The organism is Wolbachia endosymbiont (group B) of Eupithecia inturbata (assembly GCF_964030915.1).
GTDB lineage: Bacteria > Pseudomonadota > Alphaproteobacteria > Rickettsiales > Anaplasmataceae > Wolbachia.
In genome coordinates this window covers 1,327,120-1,348,066 of record NZ_OZ034987.1, presented here as the reverse complement: position 1 = coordinate 1,348,066, position 20,947 = coordinate 1,327,120, and the positions used below count along the sequence as shown (strand labels likewise).

Genomic DNA, 20,947 nt, shown 5'->3' with positions numbered 1-20,947 from the left:
AAACCTAAGCCTTCCTTTTCACCACCTCATCTATCATCTCATTTACTTGGCTGATTATCTTGCTTGCTAAATTTTGACATTCTTTCTTTATTAACGATTTGTCTCTCTTCCTTATTTCTTCTATCTCTATTATTTTTAACTCTGGTAAATAACTCCCATTCAACATGTCTGCTATTTCTCCCACTAGCCCCTCTATTCCATAGCACGTCAGTTCTCTACTTTTTGTTATTCCTCCTTTTTCTCTCAAAAATTTACTTGCCTTTTCACTCTCTTTGCTATCACATAGGCAATACTTTTCACTTTCCCAGATGTAATACATTGGTGTTGCACCATACTTATTCAGTTGATTAACTTCAGCTCCTGCCTTTACTAGCTCTTTTATTATTTCAACTCCTGCTCCTCCTATTTTGCACGCAGAGTGCAGTGGCGTACATCCAGTAACATATTGAGTGGCATTTACTTCTGCTCCTTCTCTTAGCAGCACTTTTACATTTTCTAAGCTTTTCGCAAATACTGCACAGTGTAGTGGCGTATAACCATTTTTATCTCTTGCATTAACCTCTGCCCCTTTTTTTATTAATAATCTCACTGTTTTGTAATCAGAGATTTCTACTGCTTGATGCAAGATCGTCTCTCCTTCTTCATTTCTTTTATTAATATCGTTACTTGATACTTCTTTAAAAAACTTGCTAAAACTCATTTCATACCTCACAAAATTAGCTTTTCTAGCGCCAGACAAATTTCTTATATTTACCTGCTGCTATTCAAGTCATGTCCTTTTTAGCATGAGAAAGCAAGTCCTTTTCTTTTTATTTCATACACTTTTACCTATTATTAATATAATATATGAGGATCTAAATATAAGTACTTAACTTATTAGACATATTACTTGACTATTTTTCCAACTTCTGTGCAAATGTCTATGTTCGTGCCACTTCAGTACTCCTGGGTAAAATACTAAAATGTAATTTTCTAATTCGTGTATTGAGTCTTTTTGCTCTGAATCCAAATCATTTTTATAGTAAACGTTGTGTTCTGCCAAACCATATTTTGTAATCTTCTGATCTGTATAGTTTTCTATTTTGTAGTGGTGAGTAACGCTAAACCTTTCTAAAATTGGCTTGTGTTTTAAATTCCAACGTTGCCCTGAAAGTTTATCGTTTCCCAATACAAATTTATTTCCTTCTTCTTCTATTCTACCAACTGGAAAACAGCTATTTATTTCTCCTAATTTCCAGCTATCTGACAGTACAATCTGCGCTTTTGCAAATTTAATCGATGGTAATAAGCTTTGAGTTAGAGGATACAGGGCTTTTAAGTTATACCACTGATGACTTCTTTCATAAATGCCTTTGTAATCCTTTGTGTGAGGCTCTGTTTCCCCAAGCACTGCTACATTCAACCGATATATGTCATTACTAAATGCTTGTTCATAATGCTCTCTTAAATAGTTGTCTACAATCTCTACTAACGGACCTCTAGAACTGAAAAAATTTATTCTTCCAAACGATAACACTGGCCCATTTTTTTCAACTTTTATACCAGAGTAGTCTGATAACAAACTTCCAAATAAACTTTCATCTAAAATAAACCTATCAACGTTATAGTGATCATTGAAAATCCTCATTAGCCGCGATCTTGCTGGTAACGATAGTTTTGCAAGTTCTACTACTGCATCCACAAAAAAGTTATTTGGAACATCCCTTATCCCTATCTGCAGTTCAAAAAAATGTTTTCCAGGTGGCTCCTCAATGATTGTAATATCTTCTATATTTGCCCACTTTAGTGCTATTTTGAGTGATTCTGGGGTTCCTCTTAAACGCCGAAATTCTACCCCTTCTTTTATCGCTCTTCTTTTGTCTTTTGCCCAGCGTAGAATTTCTTCTAGGCCATATTCTTCGATTAACCAAGGTAATATTCTTTCTTCTAATCTAAATTTAAACCCTCTTATCCTGATTGGATCAACCCTATAATCTGTTGCATCTACTAGCGCTTTTTCTTGTTTTGTTGCATTTGGTGGCAGTAACATTAATTCAACTCAATCTTTAAATTTCTTAAGGCAGCACACTCATTCCCCAATACTACAACATCCTCTTTTGGCTCGATTAATTCTACGTTTTCTACACCATCTACAAATAAATTGGCTATTATCCATGATCTTGTAACATTCCATCCCAGCCTTCTATTTGCTTCAAACTTCTCAATAAACTGCTTCTTGATTTCCTCCTTCGATATTACAGGACTTATGCTCATTCTGCTGTGAATATCTATTTCCGTAATATTGCAACCAATTACTGTTATCGTATCTGTTAAAACCCTTATATCATCTCTAGTAACCTGCTTTTTTACAATTTCTAGTAGCTCTTCTGACACTATGCCAGTTGTGGATAATTGTGTTGATAAGATTGAAATTTGTACTTTCCCTGGTATAGTTAATTCCACTAGTGCATCTTTTACTCTACTATCTGCTGACAGTGCATGATATCGATAGTGTTCTTTGCTTCCACACGTGCTTGAGCCCACTATTTTTGCTTTTACCCTCTTTCTAAATCTTTCGTCCTCTTCTTCTTTTTGTCTTTCCACTCCATAAAACTCAGCCAAATTATCAAGATCTTCTCCCGTTGCAAATTTCAGTAAATTACCCTTTACAGCTTCGTTTATCCTTTGTCTGAGTAAAAGTTCTCGCCATGCTGCTACCTCCAGAATCTTTATCGCTGGATCACTTTCAACTAATGCTGTAAAACTTGCGTCACGCTTCACCAATTCTTCCCTCATCCGAGACAGAATTTCTTCGAAGTTCAGTGGCTCAATAATGTTAGGCTGCTCCATCTTTATACCACAACTCCATCAAAGCGAATATTTTTTCCACTTGGTAAGTACAATCCTTCTAGGTCAAACGTTACTTTTCCTTCTTTCACTTCTGTTATTTTTACTTTTTCTAACTTAAATCTTTTTTCCCATTTTTCCAGTGCTTCTGCTGTTGCTGCATAGATTTCCAAAGTTAAATCTCTATTTATTGGCTTATCTACTAATTCAAATAATCTTGACCCATAATCTCTCCTCATTACTCTGCTATTAATAGGGGTAGTTAAAATATCTACGACAGATTGCTTTAAGTGCTCTATTCCTTCCAATTCCTTTCCCGTGCTAGCATTCATGCCTCTCATTCTGCAAATACATTTTTGCTAACACCTATCACTTTAAAACTACACGATACCAAGTCTCCTGTTCTTGTTACTCCCATACCGTTCACAAATACGCTGTTTGACCCTTGCGTTAGTGTCTCCCCTATAGTCAAGATATCACCCCTACGACACACAGATCTACTATTTACAAATACGTCTTCACTTCCACTCATACAAACATGAACCGGTATTCCTGTACAATTATCCCCTACACAAACGATTGCTTTACCCATATGCTAGTTTAGATCTATTCTCCTTCCCTTAAGTTTTATTCTTTCTTTTGTCATTTCTATACTCGATTCTCCAGCTTTCAGTGTTATTTTATCTACTACTTCAATCTCTAAATGATGTTTATCTTTATCGTATGACAACTTTGTTCCATCTTGAAATGTTAAGCTACTCACCTCTTTTTTATTCTCTGATGCAGGGTATTTTTCCTGGTATATCCCTCCTAACACCACTCCTAACGATAATTCGCCAAGAGGAGAAAATATCATAACCTGTTCACCGATATCTGGTGGAGACCAATCTCTATCTTTTCCTGCTTTGCTCGTTATCCATGGTAAATAATCTGTTAAAAATTCTCCTATTTTAACTCTTACTTTTGCTTTTTCATAATCTATTTCTTTTACAACTCCTATACGAACAATGTTGGCCATTTTCCTCTGTAGTTCCGAAATTGCAAAATTATTTTCTAACATTTATTTCACCGATTTCTATTTTGTGTGGCATAAATTTTCCTTCTTTCCAAATAGATCGCCCTACGTGTATTGTATGCACCCATTCAACCATCCACACGAGATATGCATCTAATTCTGGCCTAAAATCATCTCCTCCTCCTGATATAAATTCTCCTGGTGAAACATTTTTCACGTTCCAAGTATTTTTATTTACTACTTTCGCAACCTCAGCAGCTAATGTTCTGACAATAAGAGAAGCATTTTCGATTGTGCTATCAATCACAATTCGTGCTTCAAATTTTGCTCTTAGCGCCAGCTCCTCTGTTCCTGGATCTTTTCCTTGCTCTAGACTTGATAATTCTATAAACACCGCTGGCGCTAATAATTCTTTTCTTATCGATGGATAAATTTCACAAGTTTGAATTGCTGATATTTCTTTCTTTAATGTAGTACAAATTGCATTATGCAAATCCTTCCAATTCATCATACTCTGCAGCTCAATTCACGTTTAAAAAATTTTGTAAAGACTTTCTCAACTTCATAATTAACAAGATTCCCTATTATTCTTGAAGCATCAGGTTCGAGTGGCAATTTAACTTCCTTTATTGGCAATGCTGCTCTTCCTTCACGTTTAAAAGCTCCTTTATAACCTCTTGGCATTGTTGCAGTAAATGCTCCTATAAACTCATGATTTCCTGTTTTCGTACCTCTTTTTGTTTCTCTCATACTGCCAATAGATGAAGCCCTTACATCATACAAGTTTGCTCTTATTAAAACCTCTAACCTACCTGCTTTCGCTTTAAAGATTAGCAACCTTTTTCTCATTACCGTTAATTTTATCTTCTTTTCCTCACTGATTTCCTTAGCTGCTTGCGCTTTTAACCATAGTGCCGTTTTGTTTAATGCCTTTACCGTTGCTAATTCTACTTTTCTTCTTTTAGCATTTACACTTTCTATTACCTCAACTTCTATATGAATAGACATTTTACACCCCAGACGCTTTTATTTTCCACGTTATTCCAGACTTGTCTCTAAGTGGCGGTGAGTGTACTTTATATCTTCGATCACCTATAACAAAAACATCTCCTACTATTGGCCTTAACACATCAAACGCACTTACTTCTAACGCTAAAGTTTCTTCCACAAATTGTCCTTCACCAATCTCGTATAATTTATCTGGCTGTTGCTTTAATACTTGTACCATGTATGACTTATCCTTTGATTTATACAAAGCCACTTCTCCTAAATGGGCAAAACAATCTTTTAGTAATCTCTTAATATTCTCTTGCATTCTTTCATAAGTATGCTAATAAGGTATATACTACTCTTGTGCCTCACCAACTTGTAGTTAATCTACCAGTATTGTTATGCTGCAACGACTTTTACTAATGTTCCTGGTCTGTGGCACACTGGCAGAGGATTTGACTGTGTATGTAAATCAGTTCCTCTATCAAACCTCCTTGGCTCTTGTTTTGCATATAGTGGCTGTCCAAGAGTATTTACTGTCTCATTAAAATCTGCTGGTGCAAAGTATGTTGTAAATGTGCTCGCTGTTCCTAGTGGAAAACAGTGCCCTGTATCTCTTTCTATAAATCTTCTTACTGTTCCTTCAGGATCAGTTGCTTGCCCTCTATATTCCTCAAATGTTATGCCACAGAAAGTAAATCCTGATCTCATATCGTTTCTCAGCGCTGCTCCTTCTTGCCATCTCTCGTATGCTTCTTTCACTTTACTATGCGAAGTTAGTGCATCAAAAAACTCAGGGCTTACCAAGGCATGAATTCCGGTCATATATTCGCCACTTAAGTTGTCTTCGATATGTCGCAATACCTCCAGACACTTACGCTTGACATCTGTTGTTGCTGTTCCAAGGGCAAAATTTACTACTTTTGGTGTGATTTCAAATTCGTTGTACAAATTTAATAATTCTGACCCGTCAGCATCAAGAATAATTCCCTTCAGCGCTCCCATTCGCAAATGCTCTAATGTTATTGCATGTTTGTTTCTCATTGATTGCAAATGATCAGTTATTACATCTGCAAGCGCTTTAAGTTCACTCTCTGATCCAAATGCCCTTATTCCTTGTACTTCTTCTGGCAGCACTACATCATCATGCGGAATGTGCGGAATCGTAAACGTTCTTACCTTTCTTTTTCCTCTTTTTCCTACTGTTGCTGGTGCTCCTGGAACTTGTGTTGGCAATAGACTTAAAACTCCGTTGTGTTCTTCTATGGTAATATGTCTAAATCTTACTGACCTACTTGGAAACAAATTTAAATTTTCAACTCGTCCATAATTTATCGGCAATATATTCATCGCATTTGTTAGTGCCGTCATGCTAAATGCTGTATTTGTAAATAGATTTTGCATTTTTTCTTTTCCCCCTTTGTGTTTTTTTATTGTTTAATATAGCCTTAGACTGCTTTACGGATAATGATCCCTCGTCCTTCAAGTTGCTTTATTGCTGCAGCTTTTTGCTCTTCAGTGATACCTGCTGGCCATACAACTGCATGATCTGCTAGCATTGCTATACGTGTAATGATTACTGCTTTGGCATTTTCTGTCGCATTTACATCACTTGTTATTACACCTATTGCTCCATCTGTTGCAGTTGGATCTATTATCTTAATCATGTTATCTTTATCGAGAGCCACTACTGTACCAAGTTTAAGATTTTGTCCCTTTGCTACTGTTATCTGATCTCTTGAATATAGACTTGACACCTCATACTTTAATAGGTCACCCAGATTATTTTGTTCGCTTATACAACTCATAAATTTCTCTCTCCTTAACTGCTTACCGCCGCTTTTATCAATGCTATATACGGCGGTTATAAAAATACTTTAACTCCTACGACTTCTTGCTACCTGTATCATTAAATCTTCTCCTGAATTCTGTGGTATTGCACTCAGTATCTCTGTCTTTTTCGTTCTCTCTGCAAGTAATTCCATTAAAACTTCCCTGGCTTGCTCAACACTTACGCCCTGCTCAATAAATTCTCCTATCTTTTCTGGCATCTTTGATACATTACATAATCTTATTATCTCTAAAATTTCTCTACGACAGTTCTCGTAGCCTTCCTCAGTTAACTCATTAGTTGTCATACTAACACTCCTATGATTATTGATAAATTCAAAAAATGTTGTAACTCCATCTGCAAGACCTATTTCTACTGCTTTCTCCCCAAAATATAGACCTGCTTCTGTTGATCGAATCTTTTCAATTGAAAGACCTCTGTTCCTTGCTATTAGCTGCAAAAACATTTCATATAGTCGGCCTACTTCTTTTTGTAAGCTTTCTAAACTTTCAGACGTCATTGGCTCATGCGGATTTAAATCATTCTTTCGATTACCAGCAAAGATTGTGGTATACTTAATACCTTGCTTTTCATCAAACCTACTTTGATCTATGTGACTTGCTATTACTCCAACACTTCCTACTCCTGAAGTTCTACTCACAAATACCTTTTCAGCGCTAGAGGCTATAGCGTACGCGGCAGAATATGCATCATCATTTGCTATCGCTATTATCATCTTTTTTCCTCTTGCACTATAAATAAAATCAGCTAAGTCAAATACTCCATTTACTTCTCCTCCTGGACTGTCTATGTCAAGTAGAATCGTCTCTATGCTTTTATCTTCTAAAGCACTCTCTATCTCTTCATGAATATTTTCATACGAAGTCATGTCTAAAATATGATCAAAAGCTTCTGTTTTTTTTGTCAAAACTCCATAAATACGTATTATTGCTATTCCTTTTGGGTTTATATGAAAATACTTTGAGTTCTTAAAGATAGGTTGTTTGCTGTTATATAATGATAGTAGTTCAAAGCTTCTTCTCTCTACCATTATTGGTTTATTTATCCACATCACCTTCCTTCCCTTTTATGATTAATGTCAGAATCGAAACAAAGTCCAAAAGAATTAGCACGCTTTTGATCTTCTGCTATTTCTTGGTCTATTTCTTCTACATCGTAACCCATTTCTGATACTACCTCTGCTCGACTTTTGAAGCCATTCCTTACTGCCATTTGCTGTGCTTGCTGGTCTTTCAGTGGATCTACCCAATCAAATCCCTGTGGTATCCATTTTACTTCTTCTTTCGCTGCTTTTGCCACTTTTTCATCTATACAGAGTTCTCCACACAGTACTGCTAATTCTAGCCATCTATTCCATACTGGTCTACAAAATTGGAATACCATAATGTTATGTTGCAGCATAGCGCATCTACGACGAAACTCTATCAGTCCTGCTCTGATTGATGAATAATTAACACCCGTTAAATCTCCTGTTAGTTGTTCGTATGTTATCCCTGTGCCTATTGCAATAGCTCTCAGTTGCTGTCTCATGAATGCTTCATAACTTCCTCCTACATCTGATGGCTCTGAAAATTTTATGTCCTCTCCTGGGTCTAAAAGTTGCATTGTTCCAGGTTCTAGGCCAGATAGTGCTACTCCTTGCTCATTACTTTCACCTTCTCCTAAAATATTTGCTTCAGGATCGAGCCTTGTAATAAACCCTGCAAACATCGCTGCTGTCTTTTTTCTCACTAATTCTGCATCATCATATTGATCAAGTTCATAGAGCTTTAGCAGTATACTCGAAAGCCATGGCTCTCCTCTAATTTGCCCAGGTCTCAGTGGTTTATAGATATGTAAAACATCGTTTGCTGGTACTCTAACTGATTCGCCAAATGAGCCTTCGCCTGGATGTTCTCTAAATAAGTAATATGCCTCTCTTTGCCCAAGTCTATTGAACTCAATGCCGTTTCTTATTACATTACCATTGGCTAGTTTTTGATTACTTTTACTATCTAAATGCTCTGATTCCAGTACTTGCAGTTGTAATGGTACATATCCCTCCAGCTTTCTCGTTCTTAAACGTACAAAACATTCTCCTCCCTCTATCATACTTCTGCATACTAGAGCTTGTAATCCGTAAAAATCACTTATCCCATTACTGTCTGCTTCATCTGTCCATTTCAGCCATAATTCTTGTACTTTCTTTCGAAATTCTCCATCTCTTGCTTTTGATTGCGGTTTTATTCCTGTTCCAATAGAGTTACTTACTATTGTATCAATGATATTTGCTGCATATGGATTTTTTCTCACCATATCACGTGATCTACTACGCAGGTGCTCAAGGCTTTGAGAAAGCAAATTATTTATGCTTCCCGCTTCTCCTTGCCAATACATTACCCTTCTTCCTGAGCCCGCTGCATCCCATGCTAAACTTTTTATCTTTGGTTTGCTAAATAATTGCTTGAACGATTTTAACAGCATTACTTTTCCTTATCTGAAACTTTGGATAACTCAGCCTCTAGCTCTTCTATTGTTGGCAAGGCTGTCTTTACATTCTCTGGTAGATTTTCAGTAATTTTATATTCTGCCAACCCTATCGGTTTATTTATGTCTTTCAGTGTATACTTAGCTAGCACGTTATCCTTTGACTTGCATAAAATTAATCCTATAGATGGTTGATCTGTCTCGTGCTTTAGTAAATCATCAACGGCTGAAAGATAAAAATTCATTTTACCTGCATATTCTGGCTTGAAATCTTTGTCTTTTAGCTCAATTACTACAAAGCAACGTAACTTTAAATGGTAAAACAATAAATCAATATAGAAGTCTTTATTTCCAACATCTAAGTGAAATTGCCTACCTACAAATGCAAATCCTTCCCCTAGCTCAAGCAAAAACTTCTCTACATGGCCTACAAGACCTTTTTCTACTTCTCTTTCATGAGCGTCATCTCCTATACTCAAAAAATCAAAAATATATGGATCTTTTAATGTATAATGTGCTAAATCTGACTGGGGAGAAGGTAACTTATCTTTGAAGTTAGTAACAGCTTTTCCTTGACGTTTGTGCAATTCACGTTCGATTTGCATCACCATTATACTACGTGACCAACCGTGCTCTATAGCTTTTTGAAAATAAAATAGTCTTTCTTTTGGATCTTTTACTTTATCTAAAATAACTACAATATGAAACCAAGGCAATTGTGCAGCAACCTGCTGCGTAAATTCAGTATCTTGATATTCTGCAGCAAATTGACGCATATAAGTAAGATTCCTAGCACTAAATCCCTTCATTTCTGGAAATGCGCTTCTCAAATCCTTACTTAGCTGATCTATGATTTTAGCACCCCAACCATGTTCTTTTTGGCGCCTTAAGATCTCTGTACCAATATAGTGATAAAGCACAATGAGTTTGCTATTTACTGCTAGTGCTGCTTTATAACGACTAGTAGCAATCTGTTCTTTGAGCTGCTCTAAAAATTCTGTATATTCTTTTGCTATAATTTTTGTCATACGGTTCCTTTTAACGATTTTTATCATTATATGATCCCTTTACTCGTTGAAAAAACAATCTTTCTCTTCGGTTTCATTCCAACAATCTTTAGCTCAGCTTTAATACGTTGTCTTAAGTTTAGTAAATCATTTATCTGAACTTCAGCATATCTCACTACATGGTCACCATATGCAATTGATACTACTCGCTCTCCGTTTTGCAGCTTCTTTATCGCTTCTTCGACTTGAACTAAATACTCTTCGTTATACATTTTCCAGCCACTTACTCTGTCTTACTTTCTTAGGTTTTTTACTTTCTATTTTTCCACTCAAACTATTCCATTTACTCTCTGGCCAACGATCGATTCCAAGCGCAATAGATGCTGCTCTCGCATAAATTCGGCAATCTAGTACTTCATTTCTTTCTCTTACTTTTTGCCACTCTTGTTTGGTGTATCCTTTTACTACCTTGCTGACTAATTGCTCTGCCGTTAGCTGCTTAAAATACTCAGGTGCATACTCGGGAAAATGACAATATCCTGCTGGCACTTTCTCTTCTTCTTTTAAAATATTAAGTAGCTGAAAAAGCTCTGACTTTAATATCGATACTCCTACTGGCCAGAGCTTTATTCCTCTTTTTAGCTTTTGACCACCAACTGTTATATCAACTCTACTTGGGCTGCTAAGTGGCACTAGGGCTTTATTTACACCTTTAACTGCCATTACTCTTCCAGAGCCTTGATGACCTCTTACCCAATTGTATACTTCTTGTGTCGCATACCCAGCATCAACCGCCATCATACTTATCATGTATTCAAGACCATTTTCACCGATAAAATGATGATTTAAGAGCTCAGAGAGTTTTCCCCATACTTCTCCTCTTCCAGTATCACCTTCAAATACTCGGTAGTCTATTGACCAATTTTCACGGCTTTTTCCCCATGCTACAACTTCTACTTCTAACCGATCTTTTTGGACATCTACTCCTGCTGTGAGAACCACTTCACCTTTTGGTACTGTGCCTACGGGAAAAAATTCTCTTCTGTTGAATAATTGCTTCCAGTCTGGTACTTCTCCCTTATCTACCCAGGTTTCTCCAAGCGTTGTGTTGATCCAAACTTTCAGTAATTGTTCACTTTCCTTTGCATGCAGAAAATCCTCTACTGCTTGTTGCCAACTATACCACCCAACTGGACTATAAAGACTTGAAAGATGAAATCCTTTTTTCTCCCCTTCTTTTGCCTCTGTAGCTCTCCATTCTCCACGTTCTAGCATCTCTGTCTTTTGATGATTTTCTATTTTGCCGCTACATTCAGTGCAGACATAATGTGCTGTTCTTGAGTCGTTGTTTTCCCATTTTATTTGTGACCATTTCAGAACTTGATAGTAATTACAATGTGGACATGGTACAAAAAAGTATCTCTTATCTGTTGCTTCAAATTCCTTCTCAATTCTGCTTATTCCATGAATCGTTGGTGTTGATACTAAAAAAATCTTTCTCCGTGCAAATGTATTAGTTCGGGCTATGCTGAGTAAAACTGGATCTCCTTCTCCTCCTGAATCTCCTGGGTAGGCATCTATTTCATCAAGAAAGAGATATTTTACTGGCATAGATCTCAGTGCTACACTGCTATTTGCTCCGGTTATTACTACTATTCCACCTGGAAACTCCTTACTTTGTACAGTATTGCCTGAATCTCTTGATCTTTGGTCTTTTACTTTACTTTTTAAACATGGTGTACTTTCAATCAGTGGCGCAAATCTTCCTTTTGACCAACGCTTTCCCATTTCAACTGTTGGCTGTACTACTAGCATTGGTCCTGGTGTTTGATCGATGATATAGCCAATCCAATTGTTGCCAGCTTCTGTTCCTCCAATCTGCGCTCCTTTCATGAATACTACTTTTTCTGCTGGTGAGGACGGAGAAAGTGAATCCATGATTTCTTTTAAATAAGGAGTTCTTTCCGTTCTCCATTTTCCTGGCTCTGATGCTGCAGTTGGTGCTAAAACTCGATACTCATTTGCCCACTCTGATACTTTAAGCTGGGGATCTGGTCTTAAACCTTCAGAAAAAGATGTGGCGTATATCATATTGCTAGCTCTTCACCATCATTAGATGATACTTCAACATCACTTAAAATAGAACTGCACTCACTTGTTTTCTCACTTTCGAGTTCAATAAACATTTTCTTTTCAAGTGCTTCTTCTATATACTTCTGAATTAAATTACTCATTATTATTGCAGCTATGAGCGCAACTATTCCCACCATTACCGCAGCTATAATGTTAGCCACTATCGCTATTGCGCATATTGTTATAGTGACACAGATGATATTGGTATATTTCTTTATTTTTTTGTCTGCTATTTTCCTTTCTTCAAAATATTTATTGCTCAATAAATGAAATGTTGGAAAGTTCTTCTGTCTTCCAAATAACACTATTTCTTTCTCTTGACTCAGTAGTTCTATTAATTTTGCATTGTTCGTTATTATTGCATACTGAAAAACATCCGTGGCATCTGCTCCTCTCTTTAGCAACAACTTTACTACGTTAAAGTGACCATGCTTTGCAGCAACATAAATTCCCGTTTTTCCACTCTCATCTACAGCATCTATTTCAACTCCTTCACCAAGAATACCGTCTATTAGGTCTTCATATCCTTTTCTGGCAGCTAAATGAAGCAAACTGTTTTTATCAGCTCCGTATCTATTACTTGCTAAAATCTTTACTATATCTAATCTATTTGCTTCTTTTGCATAACAAAATGGTGTCTTGCCATTATCATCCTTAATTAAAGGATCTATATCTTCTCGCGTTAGTAAAACTTCTATTGTTTTCAGCCTTTCAGCATAATGTAGTGGCGTTTTATTTTCATAATCTTGTAAATTGACCTTGGAATTCGGAGCATTTATTAAACACCTTACAATATCCAAACATAAATCTCTCTCATCATAATTACTACTACTTACAGCTACGTGCAAAGAAGATAATTTCATTGCATTTCTGCCGCTACCAGCTATATTGACATTCGCACCAAGATTTGAAAGTAATTTTACTACTTCTAGCTTCTTGTTGTTTACTGCATAATGCATTGCTGCATGATTTCTCACGTCAAGAACATCCTTATCCGCGTTTCCTTCTCTAATTAAAATTTCTACTATTTCTTCATGTCCAGCTCCTGCCGCTAAGTGTAATGGTGTATGTAGTAGAGCATTCTGCTCATTAACATTAACTCCTTTGTTGAGTAAAAACCTTACAGCATTTGCTTCATTCAACATCGCAGCTAAGTGAAGTAAGCTATCTCCCTCTGATCCATATTTATGATTGATTAGTGCTTGTAATATTTCTTCTCTTGCACAAGAAAGCGCACTTTTACCATCATCATCAGTGATCAGTGGATTAATATTTTTCCTGTTCAGTAAGAGTGCAACCATACCAAACTCGTTAATTTCTACTGCATAATGCAGCGGTGTCTTTCCATTTAATCCTCTAACATTTACATCCACTCCTTGCTGATTAATGAGACACTTTATTAATTCTAAACTTAAGTTAGCAGACATTATTTAAAACTTAATATTAGATAATTCTTGTAATGAGTTTGTAATCTCTTCAGTTAGCGCCATATGAATCTTTTCAGTGTCACTCAGTGATGCAAGTAGTGCTGAAACTCTATTTGGAATATTAAGCAAATTATTACGGACAACTCTTGCTACGTTAAATGCATCGCGCTTTACTTCCTCTACTGCTACAAGTTCTCCTATCTCAGCCTTAGCTTTCGCCTCAAGTAGTTTACCTCGTTCCATTTCATTTTTTATTCGAGTTTTAAGCAACATTGTGGAAAGGTTACTTGTATTTTCGTTTTCTGGATTTTTTCTCCTCAGTGGCTGACTTGGATCTCTTATTGTTTCTATAGCCCTGTTTGCTTGTTCTCGGTCAATGAGTCCATCCTCCAGCTCAACTATTCCTTTTTTTACTAAATAACAGACATATTGCTTTGATACTCCTATCTCCCTTGCCCACTCTGTTTGTGTTATTTTTTCCACTTTTTTTGCCCCTTTTTACGAATTTCCTTCTTGAATTTCTGCAAAAGTTTTACCAGTATCGGCTAAAATGGCATCTCTTCCCGTGTATACTTGCCAACGTTTTATGGTTACATCTACAAATTTTGAATCTAGCTCTATTGTTCTACAAATTCTTCCTGTTCTCTCACATGCAATCAGTGTGCTGCCAGAACCGCTAAATGGATCAAGTACTATGTCTCCAGATCTACTGCTGTTTACTATTGCTCTCTCCATTAGCTCTACTGGCTTCATCGTTGGATGTAGTGAGTTATGTATTGGCTTATCATAAAACCACAGATCACTTTGATTTCTTCCTCCATGCCACTCACGTTTATTGCCGCTTTTCCATCCATAGAGCATTGCTTCGTATTGTCTTTGATAATCTGATCTTCCTAGCGTAAAGTGATTCTTTGCCCAAATGATAAATGTTGACCAACGACCACCTGCTTCTTCAAATGCTTTTTGCAACGTCGAAAACTCTGATGATGATATGCAGATGTAAATTGCTCCTTTCGTATATGCTAAAATATTGGAACAGATGTAGTAGAGAAAAAGTTCGTACTTTTCACCTTGATTATCGTTTAGTATTTTTTTATCTTCTCTTTCCTGACTGCTACCGTAATCAACGTTATATGGAGGATCACATACGGTAATATCTGCCATTTTATTGTCTAATACCGCTTTATATGATTCAACTAAAGAGCTATCACCACAATAGATTCGATGATCACCTAAAATCCATAAATCCCCTGGTTTTGTTATTTCTACTTTTTTGTCATCAACAACTAAGTCAGAAAGATCTTCTTTTTCACTGTCTAAATCATCAAGAAAGTTTTGAACTTTTTCTAATTCAAATCCAGTCATTTTAAGATCAAACTGTAAATCTTCTAACTCTTGAATTTCCACTTTTAAAAGCTCATCATCCCACTTTGCCCAGTTAGCTGATTGATTTGCCAGTAATCGAAAAGCTTTAGTTTGTGGTTCATTTAGATTATCACTTAAGACCACTGGTATACTTTCCATACCAAGTTTTCTTGCTGCTTTAAGTCTTAAATGACCATCAACCACAGTTCCATCGCTTTTTGCAACTATTGGTATACGAAAGCCAAATTCCCTGATTGAAGCACACATTCTATTTACTACGTCATCATTTTTACGAGGATTACGCTCATATTCAACTAGGTTTCGAGTAGGATAGTAGTGGATTGCTAAATTCATATAATTGCTATACTAATTAAAAAGTTAATATTCAAAATATCTCTGACGCTAAAGAAGGCCTGGGGTCAGCACCACCAAACCCGCCAGTATGGCTGAAAGGACCCACTTTTTATGGATTTTTCGTCTTGTTAATATCTTTACTAATATAGAACATTAATGCCAAAGCATCAGCCTCATTATCATCTCGAGGTGAAAAACTTTTTTCACGTATCGCTTCAATAACTTCACTCTTACTTGCATTGCCTTTGCCTGTGATAAAGCGTTTTATAGTTTTAACATTAACACCTTGGTAGGGAATATTGTTCTCTTCACACCAAGCAGACAGCACTGCAAGAAAACCACCATAGCAATGAGCTGCATCAGTTCCTAGATGTCTTCTTACTTCTTCAAAATACACTGCTTCAATGTTTGAGAACTTTTCCTTCATTTCATTTAGCCAGCTACGAAATTTTAAGAAGTGCATTCCACCTCCGCTAAACCGGCTACCATGAAAACTTTTGCTTCCACTTTCAATTACTCCATCTGTTAGAATTGCCCAGCCCATTTGTTTGCCGAGGTCCAGTGTTAAGATTGACATTTGCTATTATTAAAATTACAAGTAGCACTTACTCCAAAATATCGTCTGGTTTCTGCAAAATACACTAGCAATTCATAGGTTTTTGTAGGCCAACAACGGAAATTCGAGAATTATGTGCTACTGCAGAAAGTTGTTTTCTTATTATATATATTCACCAAAATTACGAAAACTGTTCAATTTTTTTTGCAAAGGATAAAAATCGTGTTAGACTTACATGAAGATTTGTTCTATAGTAGTAAGGTTACTAAGAATGCCATTTAATTAAGTTTTAAAGGGTGCTACACTCGTTCTTTTACGCAGTGCTATATTTTAGCATCCATCTTTAAAATGAAGTTTTTACCTCATCTAAAAAAATACAAGTATGCTCAATGTTTGTTTGCCGAGTTTTGAATTGACACTTAAAGCTTTTGTATTTGAAGCGCATCCACAAACTATAGCCCTTCTATTATATATATACCGGATTTCTTACTACTTTTTCCGGGATTTTCTAAAAAAAAGTTAAAATAATTTTAAAACTGCTTATCAGCTAAAGAATAAAGCAGATAGTCCTCTATTTTTAGAGTTTTACAGTTGCTTGTCTTTTTTACAAATAACCCATATGCTACTTGAAGTAAGGTAGAGTAGATATGACAATAAATGGGAACGAAATTTTATTATATACAACTCCAGATGGAGATGTAAGAATTGATGTTTTGTATCGAGATGAAAACATTTGGCTTACACAAAAAAGAATGGCGGAGTTATTTGGTGTTAACATTAGAACAATTAGTGAGCACTTACAGAACATATTTGCTAGTCAAGAGTTAGATAAAGATTCAGTTATCCGGATTTTCCGGAATACTGCTGAAGATGGTAAACAGTACCCTACACAATTTTATAATTTGGATAGCTATTGGTTATCGAGTTAATTCTAAAAAGGCTACATCTTTTAGAGTATGGGCTACGAAAATTTTAAAGATCAAAGGATTTGCATTAGATAGCGAACGGCTAAAAAACGGCCCAAAGTTTGGCAAAGACTACTTCAATGAATTACTTGAAAAAATCAGGAGCATCCGAACGTAGGTTTTACCAGAAGATTACTGACATTTATGCTGAATGCTCTGCAGACTATGATCCAAATTCAGAAATAACAAAACAATTTTATGCAAAAGTACAGAATAAATTATATTGATGGCCTAACTGCAGCAGAGCTCTCGAGTTGACCACAAAAAACCAAATATTGGGCTAACTACATGGAAAGATGGTTCTGGCAACAAAATTCATAAGAGTGATGTGAGTACTGCAAAAAACTACTTGACTGAAAAAGAGTTGAGTGCATATTGTTTCCTAGATTATGCGGAACTTCAAGCAAGAAAGCATCGGCTAATAAAAATGCAGAATTGGGTTGAAAAGTTGGATGCATTTCTATTGTTCAATGATTATGAAGTACTTAAAGATGCTGGTAAAGTTAGTGCTGAAGTTGCAAAAGCTCTAGCTGAAGGAGAATACGAAAAGTATAGAGTTATACAAACATGAATCTGACTTTGATGAATTAAGTAAAGAAAGTGAGAAAATAACTACAACAAAAACCAGCTTGTAGTTGAGCTATCTGTGTTTGATATCTTGTCTATCACCTTTTGTTTTAATTTCAAGGGGGGTGAAAAATTGTCCCCACCCTTTAGAAAGCCCCGTATCTCTGCTTTTTATCTACCAATAATATAGTAGAAATATAAGTCTTTGTCTCCATTATACTAGATAAACCTGGAGACGTAAATAAATAAATTTTGATCTTTGTCTCCATTTTAAGGTAGCTTCTGTTTCTTCTTTTATAGCAGCAACTCCAAACTTTTTTCCTTTAGATTCATCTACAAATTATTTATAGAGATTACCTAAAAATTCAACTTAAGAGTTTTAGATGAAAATAGTTATATTTCAATAAGACCTCCAAAATAACCAGCTCTGGTGATATATATTCACCGAAATTACAAAAACTGTTCACTTTTTTGAAAAAGTATTTTACAATAAATAAGAAATATGATAAAATAAGGTGAGGTTTTTTGTAGCAAGTAAAAGTTTAAGGTAAAAGATAATTTAGAAATGCCTCATAATCGAGTTTTAAGCTGCCTTACATAAGTAACTTAGTTCTTGGTAGTATAATTGTACCCTGGAGTCGTATAATCACTTTAAATTCGCACTAAATGCAATTGCCTCAAGGTTGTATTTTTTTCATTAAATTTAAGTAATGTTTTGTGGTAATCTCTCTAGGTCTTCTTCATTTCTATTTATCCAATATATTTTATATTTATTATTACTGTTATTATTTATTACTATTATATATATATAATATATAAGGGTTTTAGGAAGCTAGAATCCGCCTCACTGGCTGACTTTAGACATGTGGTTTCTAGGAACGCTTTTAGGAACGTAGGCAAAAAAGCTAGCTCTCACGCAGAATTTAGATTCCTGATTTCTAATTACTGATTTAGGAACCTAGGAATTAGGAATGTAATACAATCATTGATGGTGCTATTTCTTAAGTGCTAAGTTCTAGTTGAGTGGATGTAAATTGATAGTAGCTATATAGATTGAAATGGCAATAGAGAAAACTGGGTAAACTCTAAAATATTTTTACCCATAAAAAAAAACTTATCCTAACATTAAATTTTCCCTATAGCTAAAATCTTCAGCTCCAAGAGTGAATTTTCCTATACCACAAGCAAATGGTCCAGTTGGAATGTCAAGCCACTTATCCTCTCTTGAACCTGTAGACATCACTTTAACTAACTGCTTTACCTGCAAAAGTTCCTGTACCATACGCTCTAGTCTATCCCTTCCCATGCTGTGAAAAACTTCAGGTAGTCTATGGCGTTGCTTATATACTCCTGTGCTTCCTGTGTGAGTAAATGGATGCCCTGAAGCAGCAGATCGTGTAACTGCATCGATAAGACATATTTTAAGGTCTTTTTCACTAGCATTTTTAACTGTTAGTTGTATTGTTATATCTTCTAGTAGCCCTGTTTCCTGATTTCTTAGGTAAGTTCTTACAGTACGATCAGCTAACCCATTGGCCTTCACAACTGCCCCATGAAATAAAGCATTCTGTCTTGGTGTTTCTCCTACTGCCTTAAAGATCTCTAGCCTAGCTGTATTTTCTATTGGCCAAAAAGCGTATGAGCATCTAACACCATTAACAAGAGCAGAGGTACCTCTTATTGCATCTCTTGCTTGTTCAACAGTTAGTATAGGTTTTTCTCCCTTTGGTTTTCTCATGTGGTGAGCAGTAACAATTGAAGCTCCAGTACTATTTGCTAGATCAGACAATAGACACATCAGATAATCCCCTACAGCTGGGTCAGCATTTATATCTGCATGGATAAATGAAGCAAGTGGATCAAATACTATCAATTTCAGATCTTTAATTTCCTCGAGCTGTTTTATTATAGATTCGAATTCAGGAGAAACTTCGACAACTTTACCACGAACGTTTTTTAGTATTGTAAGTGATCCTCTGACGTTTGGCAGTGGTACAATAAATAGTTTGTCTTTATATTTTAATCTTTCACATTTAGGGTCAAGTCGTTCTAAGCGGCGATGTACTTCACCTGCATCATCTTCTGCTAAAAAGACTACCACTGATCCATGTTCAGTCACAAGCGAACCAAAACCACATATTTGATCTGTATCATTTACAACTTTGAGAGCCAAATCAAGTAGCAGCATTCCTTTTCCTGTGTCTCCCATAGCAGCAACTATTGAAGTAACGCCCAAAGGAAATATCCCTTCAACAAGAAATTTTTGCTCTGGTACTGGACCTACAAAGCGCTCTGCACTCCAATCTAAAATATTAAGTGGCTGTTTTATGGGTCTTTCTAAACTTTTCATATTTGAAGTATCAGTAGTTGGAATATCAGTAGCAGGTAAATTTATACATGGAGTTGAAGTTAAAAACTCTTTGACATCTATACCTTCCTCTACACAATCTGCAGCATCCCAGCCTTTTGTTTTATTTTGTGGAATATTAAGAACAACAAGTGATTCAACTCCGATTTCTAAAAGCTTTTTTTCAGCATTTTTAGCATATTTCTTACCTGCTTCATCATTATCTGGCCATATAATAATGTGTTTACCTTTAAGTGGAGTCCAATCAGTTTTCTCAATAGGTGCATTTGCTCCAGACATCGCTGTTGTTGCAGTTATTCCCTTCTCTATCAGCGCTTCTGCACATTTTTCCCCTTCCACCAGAACAATTTTATCAGACTTTAAGATTTCTGGAATATTATATAGAGGCCTTATTTCTGGTGATGCAAACTTAGATTGTTTGATATCAAAAGGCTTGTATACTTTTTTCTTTCCAGGAGGATCAGAACGATAAACTTTTACAATCACCTGACCATTTTCATCATAATAATTCCAACTTTGGGTAATAAATTTCTCGAAGTCTTCATCAACATATTCTCTGTATTTTTTATTATTTCCGAGCCATTCACTTATTGAAGCCATTACCTCAGGAAACTCTGTCCTTGCATTCTTTCTATGCACAGCTGCCCAAAGGTCGATAATGTCACCACCTTCTCCAGTTGCAAAATCATTCCATAATCCTGCTCTACTGCCACTTAGTTCTACTCTTAAACTTTGTCCTTTGTTACCATGCACATCACCTATTCGAAATTCATCACCATGAAAGGTCCCATTGGGGAAAAGGTAAGAAAGACAAGATCTTAAATTCAACAATAGTTGTGCTTTAATCTCTGGAACATTGTATGAAACACTCATAATTAACCTTTAAATTCGGAGTCTTGTTCTATATATTCACCGGATTTACAAAAACTGTTCAGTTCGTAGGTGCATTGTCTGATCAAAGTTTTGAGTGTCTGAGGTTTGAAAAAAGATTCCAGGTTTTCAGAGGGTAAAAAACTCACGATTGTCTGAGGTATTTTTTTCATGTCCTACAATATT

23 protein-coding genes and 1 pseudogene are annotated in these 20,947 nt (G+C 35.9%); 3 read left to right on the top strand and 21 right to left on the bottom strand.

Annotated features, from left to right (window positions below):
• Positions 1 to 4: 4 nt before the first annotated feature.
• The 20 genes from ACQH21_RS06475 to ACQH21_RS06380 form a co-directional block, all read right to left on the bottom strand.
• Positions 5 to 700: an ankyrin repeat domain-containing protein gene (locus tag ACQH21_RS06475; protein WP_265028112.1), complete on the bottom strand. Its 696-nt coding sequence runs from the start codon at positions 698 to 700 to the stop codon at positions 5 to 7.
• 168 nt (positions 701 to 868) lie between these two features.
• A complete protein-coding gene (locus ACQH21_RS06470; protein WP_019236496.1) occupies positions 869 to 2,029 on the bottom strand; it encodes a phage tail protein in 1,161 nt (386 codons plus the stop codon).
• Entirely contained in the window at positions 2,029 to 2,829 is an 801-nt protein-coding gene (locus ACQH21_RS06465) for a baseplate assembly protein (protein WP_425384104.1), read from the bottom strand. Before ACQH21_RS06465 ends, ACQH21_RS06470 begins: the two co-directional genes overlap by 1 nt.
• Positions 2,830 to 2,831: 2 nt before the next feature.
• Positions 2,832 to 3,167: a GPW/gp25 family protein gene (locus ACQH21_RS06460; protein WP_264377328.1), complete on the bottom strand. Its 336-nt coding sequence runs from the start codon at positions 3,165 to 3,167 to the stop codon at positions 2,832 to 2,834.
• Positions 3,164 to 3,418: a PAAR domain-containing protein gene (locus ACQH21_RS06455; RefSeq protein WP_015587734.1), complete on the bottom strand. Its 255-nt coding sequence runs from the start codon at positions 3,416 to 3,418 to the stop codon at positions 3,164 to 3,166. The genes ACQH21_RS06460 and ACQH21_RS06455 overlap by 4 nt, the downstream gene beginning before the upstream one ends.
• A 3-nt stretch (positions 3,419 to 3,421) precedes the next feature.
• The gene (locus ACQH21_RS06450; RefSeq protein ID WP_264685667.1) at positions 3,422 to 3,886 is read right to left on the bottom strand and encodes a phage baseplate assembly protein V; all 465 of its coding nucleotides are present in this window, start codon (positions 3,884 to 3,886) and stop codon (positions 3,422 to 3,424) included.
• Positions 3,873 to 4,349: a hypothetical protein gene (locus tag ACQH21_RS06445; protein WP_041581447.1), complete on the bottom strand. Its 477-nt coding sequence runs from the start codon at positions 4,347 to 4,349 to the stop codon at positions 3,873 to 3,875. Before ACQH21_RS06445 ends, ACQH21_RS06450 begins: the two co-directional genes overlap by 14 nt.
• The gene (locus ACQH21_RS06440) at positions 4,349 to 4,849 is read right to left on the bottom strand and encodes a phage tail protein (RefSeq protein WP_425384103.1); all 501 of its coding nucleotides are present in this window, start codon (positions 4,847 to 4,849) and stop codon (positions 4,349 to 4,351) included. Before ACQH21_RS06440 ends, ACQH21_RS06445 begins: the two co-directional genes overlap by 1 nt.
• Position 4,850: 1 nt before the next feature.
• Positions 4,851 to 5,156: a head-tail joining protein gene (locus tag ACQH21_RS06435; RefSeq protein WP_214303342.1), complete on the bottom strand. Its 306-nt coding sequence runs from the start codon at positions 5,154 to 5,156 to the stop codon at positions 4,851 to 4,853.
• Positions 5,157 to 5,230: 74 nt separating this feature from the next.
• Entirely contained in the window at positions 5,231 to 6,235 is a 1,005-nt protein-coding gene (locus ACQH21_RS06430) for a major capsid protein (RefSeq protein ID WP_265028121.1), read from the bottom strand.
• Between the two features lie 44 nt (positions 6,236 to 6,279).
• Positions 6,280 to 6,639 (bottom strand): head decoration protein, encoded by a 360-nt coding sequence (locus tag ACQH21_RS06425; protein ID WP_264377324.1) that lies wholly within the window; start codon positions 6,637 to 6,639, stop codon positions 6,280 to 6,282.
• 69 nt (positions 6,640 to 6,708) lie between these two features.
• Complete coding sequence (locus tag ACQH21_RS06420; RefSeq protein ID WP_264377323.1) at positions 6,709 to 7,734, bottom strand: S49 family peptidase; 1,026 nt, start codon at positions 7,732 to 7,734, stop codon at positions 6,709 to 6,711.
• Complete coding sequence (locus ACQH21_RS06415) at positions 7,734 to 9,146, bottom strand: phage portal protein (RefSeq protein WP_264685591.1); 1,413 nt, start codon at positions 9,144 to 9,146, stop codon at positions 7,734 to 7,736. Before ACQH21_RS06415 ends, ACQH21_RS06420 begins: the two co-directional genes overlap by 1 nt.
• The gene (locus tag ACQH21_RS06410; protein ID WP_096097252.1) at positions 9,146 to 10,177 is read right to left on the bottom strand and encodes a PDDEXK nuclease domain-containing protein; all 1,032 of its coding nucleotides are present in this window, start codon (positions 10,175 to 10,177) and stop codon (positions 9,146 to 9,148) included. The genes ACQH21_RS06415 and ACQH21_RS06410 overlap by 1 nt, the downstream gene beginning before the upstream one ends.
• A gap of 26 nt (positions 10,178 to 10,203) precedes the next feature.
• The gene (locus tag ACQH21_RS06405) at positions 10,204 to 10,428 is read right to left on the bottom strand and encodes a gpW family head-tail joining protein (protein ID WP_007302777.1); all 225 of its coding nucleotides are present in this window, start codon (positions 10,426 to 10,428) and stop codon (positions 10,204 to 10,206) included.
• Positions 10,421 to 12,247 carry a phage terminase large subunit family protein gene (locus ACQH21_RS06400; protein WP_264377321.1) on the bottom strand — a complete coding sequence of 609 codons (1,827 nt, stop codon included), beginning with the start codon at positions 12,245 to 12,247 and terminating at the stop codon, positions 10,421 to 10,423. Before ACQH21_RS06400 ends, ACQH21_RS06405 begins: the two co-directional genes overlap by 8 nt.
• Complete coding sequence (locus ACQH21_RS06395; protein ID WP_425384102.1) at positions 12,244 to 13,716, bottom strand: ankyrin repeat domain-containing protein; 1,473 nt, start codon at positions 13,714 to 13,716, stop codon at positions 12,244 to 12,246. The genes ACQH21_RS06400 and ACQH21_RS06395 overlap by 4 nt, the downstream gene beginning before the upstream one ends.
• 3 nt (positions 13,717 to 13,719) lie before the next feature.
• A complete protein-coding gene (locus tag ACQH21_RS06390; RefSeq protein WP_019236285.1) occupies positions 13,720 to 14,199 on the bottom strand; it encodes a hypothetical protein in 480 nt (159 codons plus the stop codon).
• A gap of 15 nt (positions 14,200 to 14,214) precedes the next feature.
• Positions 14,215 to 15,435: a DNA modification methylase gene (locus ACQH21_RS06385; protein WP_425384101.1), complete on the bottom strand. Its 1,221-nt coding sequence runs from the start codon at positions 15,433 to 15,435 to the stop codon at positions 14,215 to 14,217.
• 109 nt (positions 15,436 to 15,544) lie between these two features.
• Positions 15,545 to 16,012, bottom strand: coding sequence for a crossover junction endodeoxyribonuclease RuvC (locus ACQH21_RS06380; RefSeq protein ID WP_264376456.1), 468 nt, complete (start codon positions 16,010 to 16,012; stop codon positions 15,545 to 15,547).
• Positions 16,013 to 16,638: 626 nt separating this feature from the next.
• Between ACQH21_RS06380 and ACQH21_RS06375 the strand changes: the two genes are divergently transcribed.
• The 3 genes and pseudogenes from ACQH21_RS06375 to rhuM (ACQH21_RS06365) all read left to right on the top strand — a co-directional run bounded on the left by ACQH21_RS06375 (position 16,639) and on the right by rhuM (ACQH21_RS06365) (position 17,527).
• Positions 16,639 to 16,920 (top strand): hypothetical protein, encoded by a 282-nt coding sequence (locus ACQH21_RS06375; RefSeq protein WP_264376457.1) that lies wholly within the window; start codon positions 16,639 to 16,641, stop codon positions 16,918 to 16,920.
• Positions 16,862 to 17,183: pseudogene (gene rhuM / locus ACQH21_RS06370) on the top strand (RhuM family protein). The gene ACQH21_RS06375 and the pseudogene rhuM (ACQH21_RS06370) overlap by 59 nt, the downstream one beginning before the upstream one ends.
• 8 nt (positions 17,184 to 17,191) lie before the next feature.
• Positions 17,192 to 17,527 (top strand): RhuM family protein, encoded by a 336-nt coding sequence (gene rhuM, locus ACQH21_RS06365; RefSeq protein ID WP_319803734.1) that lies wholly within the window; start codon positions 17,192 to 17,194, stop codon positions 17,525 to 17,527.
• Positions 17,528 to 18,637: 1,110 nt separating this feature from the next.
• Here the strand turns inward: rhuM (ACQH21_RS06365) and ACQH21_RS06360 are convergent.
• Positions 18,638 to 20,764 carry an AAA family ATPase gene (locus tag ACQH21_RS06360; RefSeq protein WP_265028105.1) on the bottom strand — a complete coding sequence of 709 codons (2,127 nt, stop codon included), beginning with the start codon at positions 20,762 to 20,764 and terminating at the stop codon, positions 18,638 to 18,640.
• Positions 20,765 to 20,947: the final 183 nt, after the last annotated feature.

Excerpts from the sequence above, each read along its gene's own strand:
- ACQH21_RS06475 (WP_265028112.1), bottom strand. The coding sequence starts at position 700 with ATGAGTTTTAGCAAGTTTTTTAAAGAAGTATCAAGTAACGATATTAAT.
- ACQH21_RS06470 (WP_019236496.1), bottom strand. The coding sequence starts at position 2,029 with ATGTTACTGCCACCAAATGCAACAAAACAAGAAAAAGCGCTAGTAGAT.
- ACQH21_RS06465 (WP_425384104.1), bottom strand. The coding sequence starts at position 2,829 with ATGGAGCAGCCTAACATTATTGAGCCACTGAACTTCGAAGAAATTCTG.
- ACQH21_RS06460 (WP_264377328.1), bottom strand. The coding sequence starts at position 3,167 with ATGAGAGGCATGAATGCTAGCACGGGAAAGGAATTGGAAGGAATAGAG.
- ACQH21_RS06455 (WP_015587734.1), bottom strand. The coding sequence starts at position 3,418 with ATGGGTAAAGCAATCGTTTGTGTAGGGGATAATTGTACAGGAATACCG.
- ACQH21_RS06450 (WP_264685667.1), bottom strand. The coding sequence starts at position 3,886 with ATGTTAGAAAATAATTTTGCAATTTCGGAACTACAGAGGAAAATGGCC.
- ACQH21_RS06445 (WP_041581447.1), bottom strand. The coding sequence starts at position 4,349 with ATGAATTGGAAGGATTTGCATAATGCAATTTGTACTACATTAAAGAAA.
- ACQH21_RS06440 (WP_425384103.1), bottom strand. The coding sequence starts at position 4,849 with ATGTCTATTCATATAGAAGTTGAGGTAATAGAAAGTGTAAATGCTAAA.
- ACQH21_RS06435 (WP_214303342.1), bottom strand. The coding sequence starts at position 5,156 with ATGCAAGAGAATATTAAGAGATTACTAAAAGATTGTTTTGCCCATTTA.
- ACQH21_RS06430 (WP_265028121.1), bottom strand. The coding sequence starts at position 6,235 with ATGCAAAATCTATTTACAAATACAGCATTTAGCATGACGGCACTAACA.
- ACQH21_RS06425 (WP_264377324.1), bottom strand. The coding sequence starts at position 6,639 with ATGAGTTGTATAAGCGAACAAAATAATCTGGGTGACCTATTAAAGTAT.
- ACQH21_RS06420 (WP_264377323.1), bottom strand. The coding sequence starts at position 7,734 with ATGTGGATAAATAAACCAATAATGGTAGAGAGAAGAAGCTTTGAACTA.
- ACQH21_RS06415 (WP_264685591.1), bottom strand. The coding sequence starts at position 9,146 with ATGCTGTTAAAATCGTTCAAGCAATTATTTAGCAAACCAAAGATAAAA.
- ACQH21_RS06410 (WP_096097252.1), bottom strand. The coding sequence starts at position 10,177 with ATGACAAAAATTATAGCAAAAGAATATACAGAATTTTTAGAGCAGCTC.
- ACQH21_RS06405 (WP_007302777.1), bottom strand. The coding sequence starts at position 10,428 with ATGTATAACGAAGAGTATTTAGTTCAAGTCGAAGAAGCGATAAAGAAG.
- ACQH21_RS06400 (WP_264377321.1), bottom strand. The coding sequence starts at position 12,247 with ATGATATACGCCACATCTTTTTCTGAAGGTTTAAGACCAGATCCCCAG.
- ACQH21_RS06395 (WP_425384102.1), bottom strand. The coding sequence starts at position 13,716 with ATGTCTGCTAACTTAAGTTTAGAATTAATAAAGTGTCTCATTAATCAG.
- ACQH21_RS06385 (WP_425384101.1), bottom strand. The coding sequence starts at position 15,435 with ATGAATTTAGCAATCCACTACTATCCTACTCGAAACCTAGTTGAATAT.
- ACQH21_RS06380 (WP_264376456.1), bottom strand. The coding sequence starts at position 16,012 with ATGTCAATCTTAACACTGGACCTCGGCAAACAAATGGGCTGGGCAATT.
- ACQH21_RS06375 (WP_264376457.1), top strand. The coding sequence starts at position 16,639 with ATGACAATAAATGGGAACGAAATTTTATTATATACAACTCCAGATGGA.
- ACQH21_RS06360 (WP_265028105.1), bottom strand. The coding sequence starts at position 20,764 with ATGAGTGTTTCATACAATGTTCCAGAGATTAAAGCACAACTATTGTTG.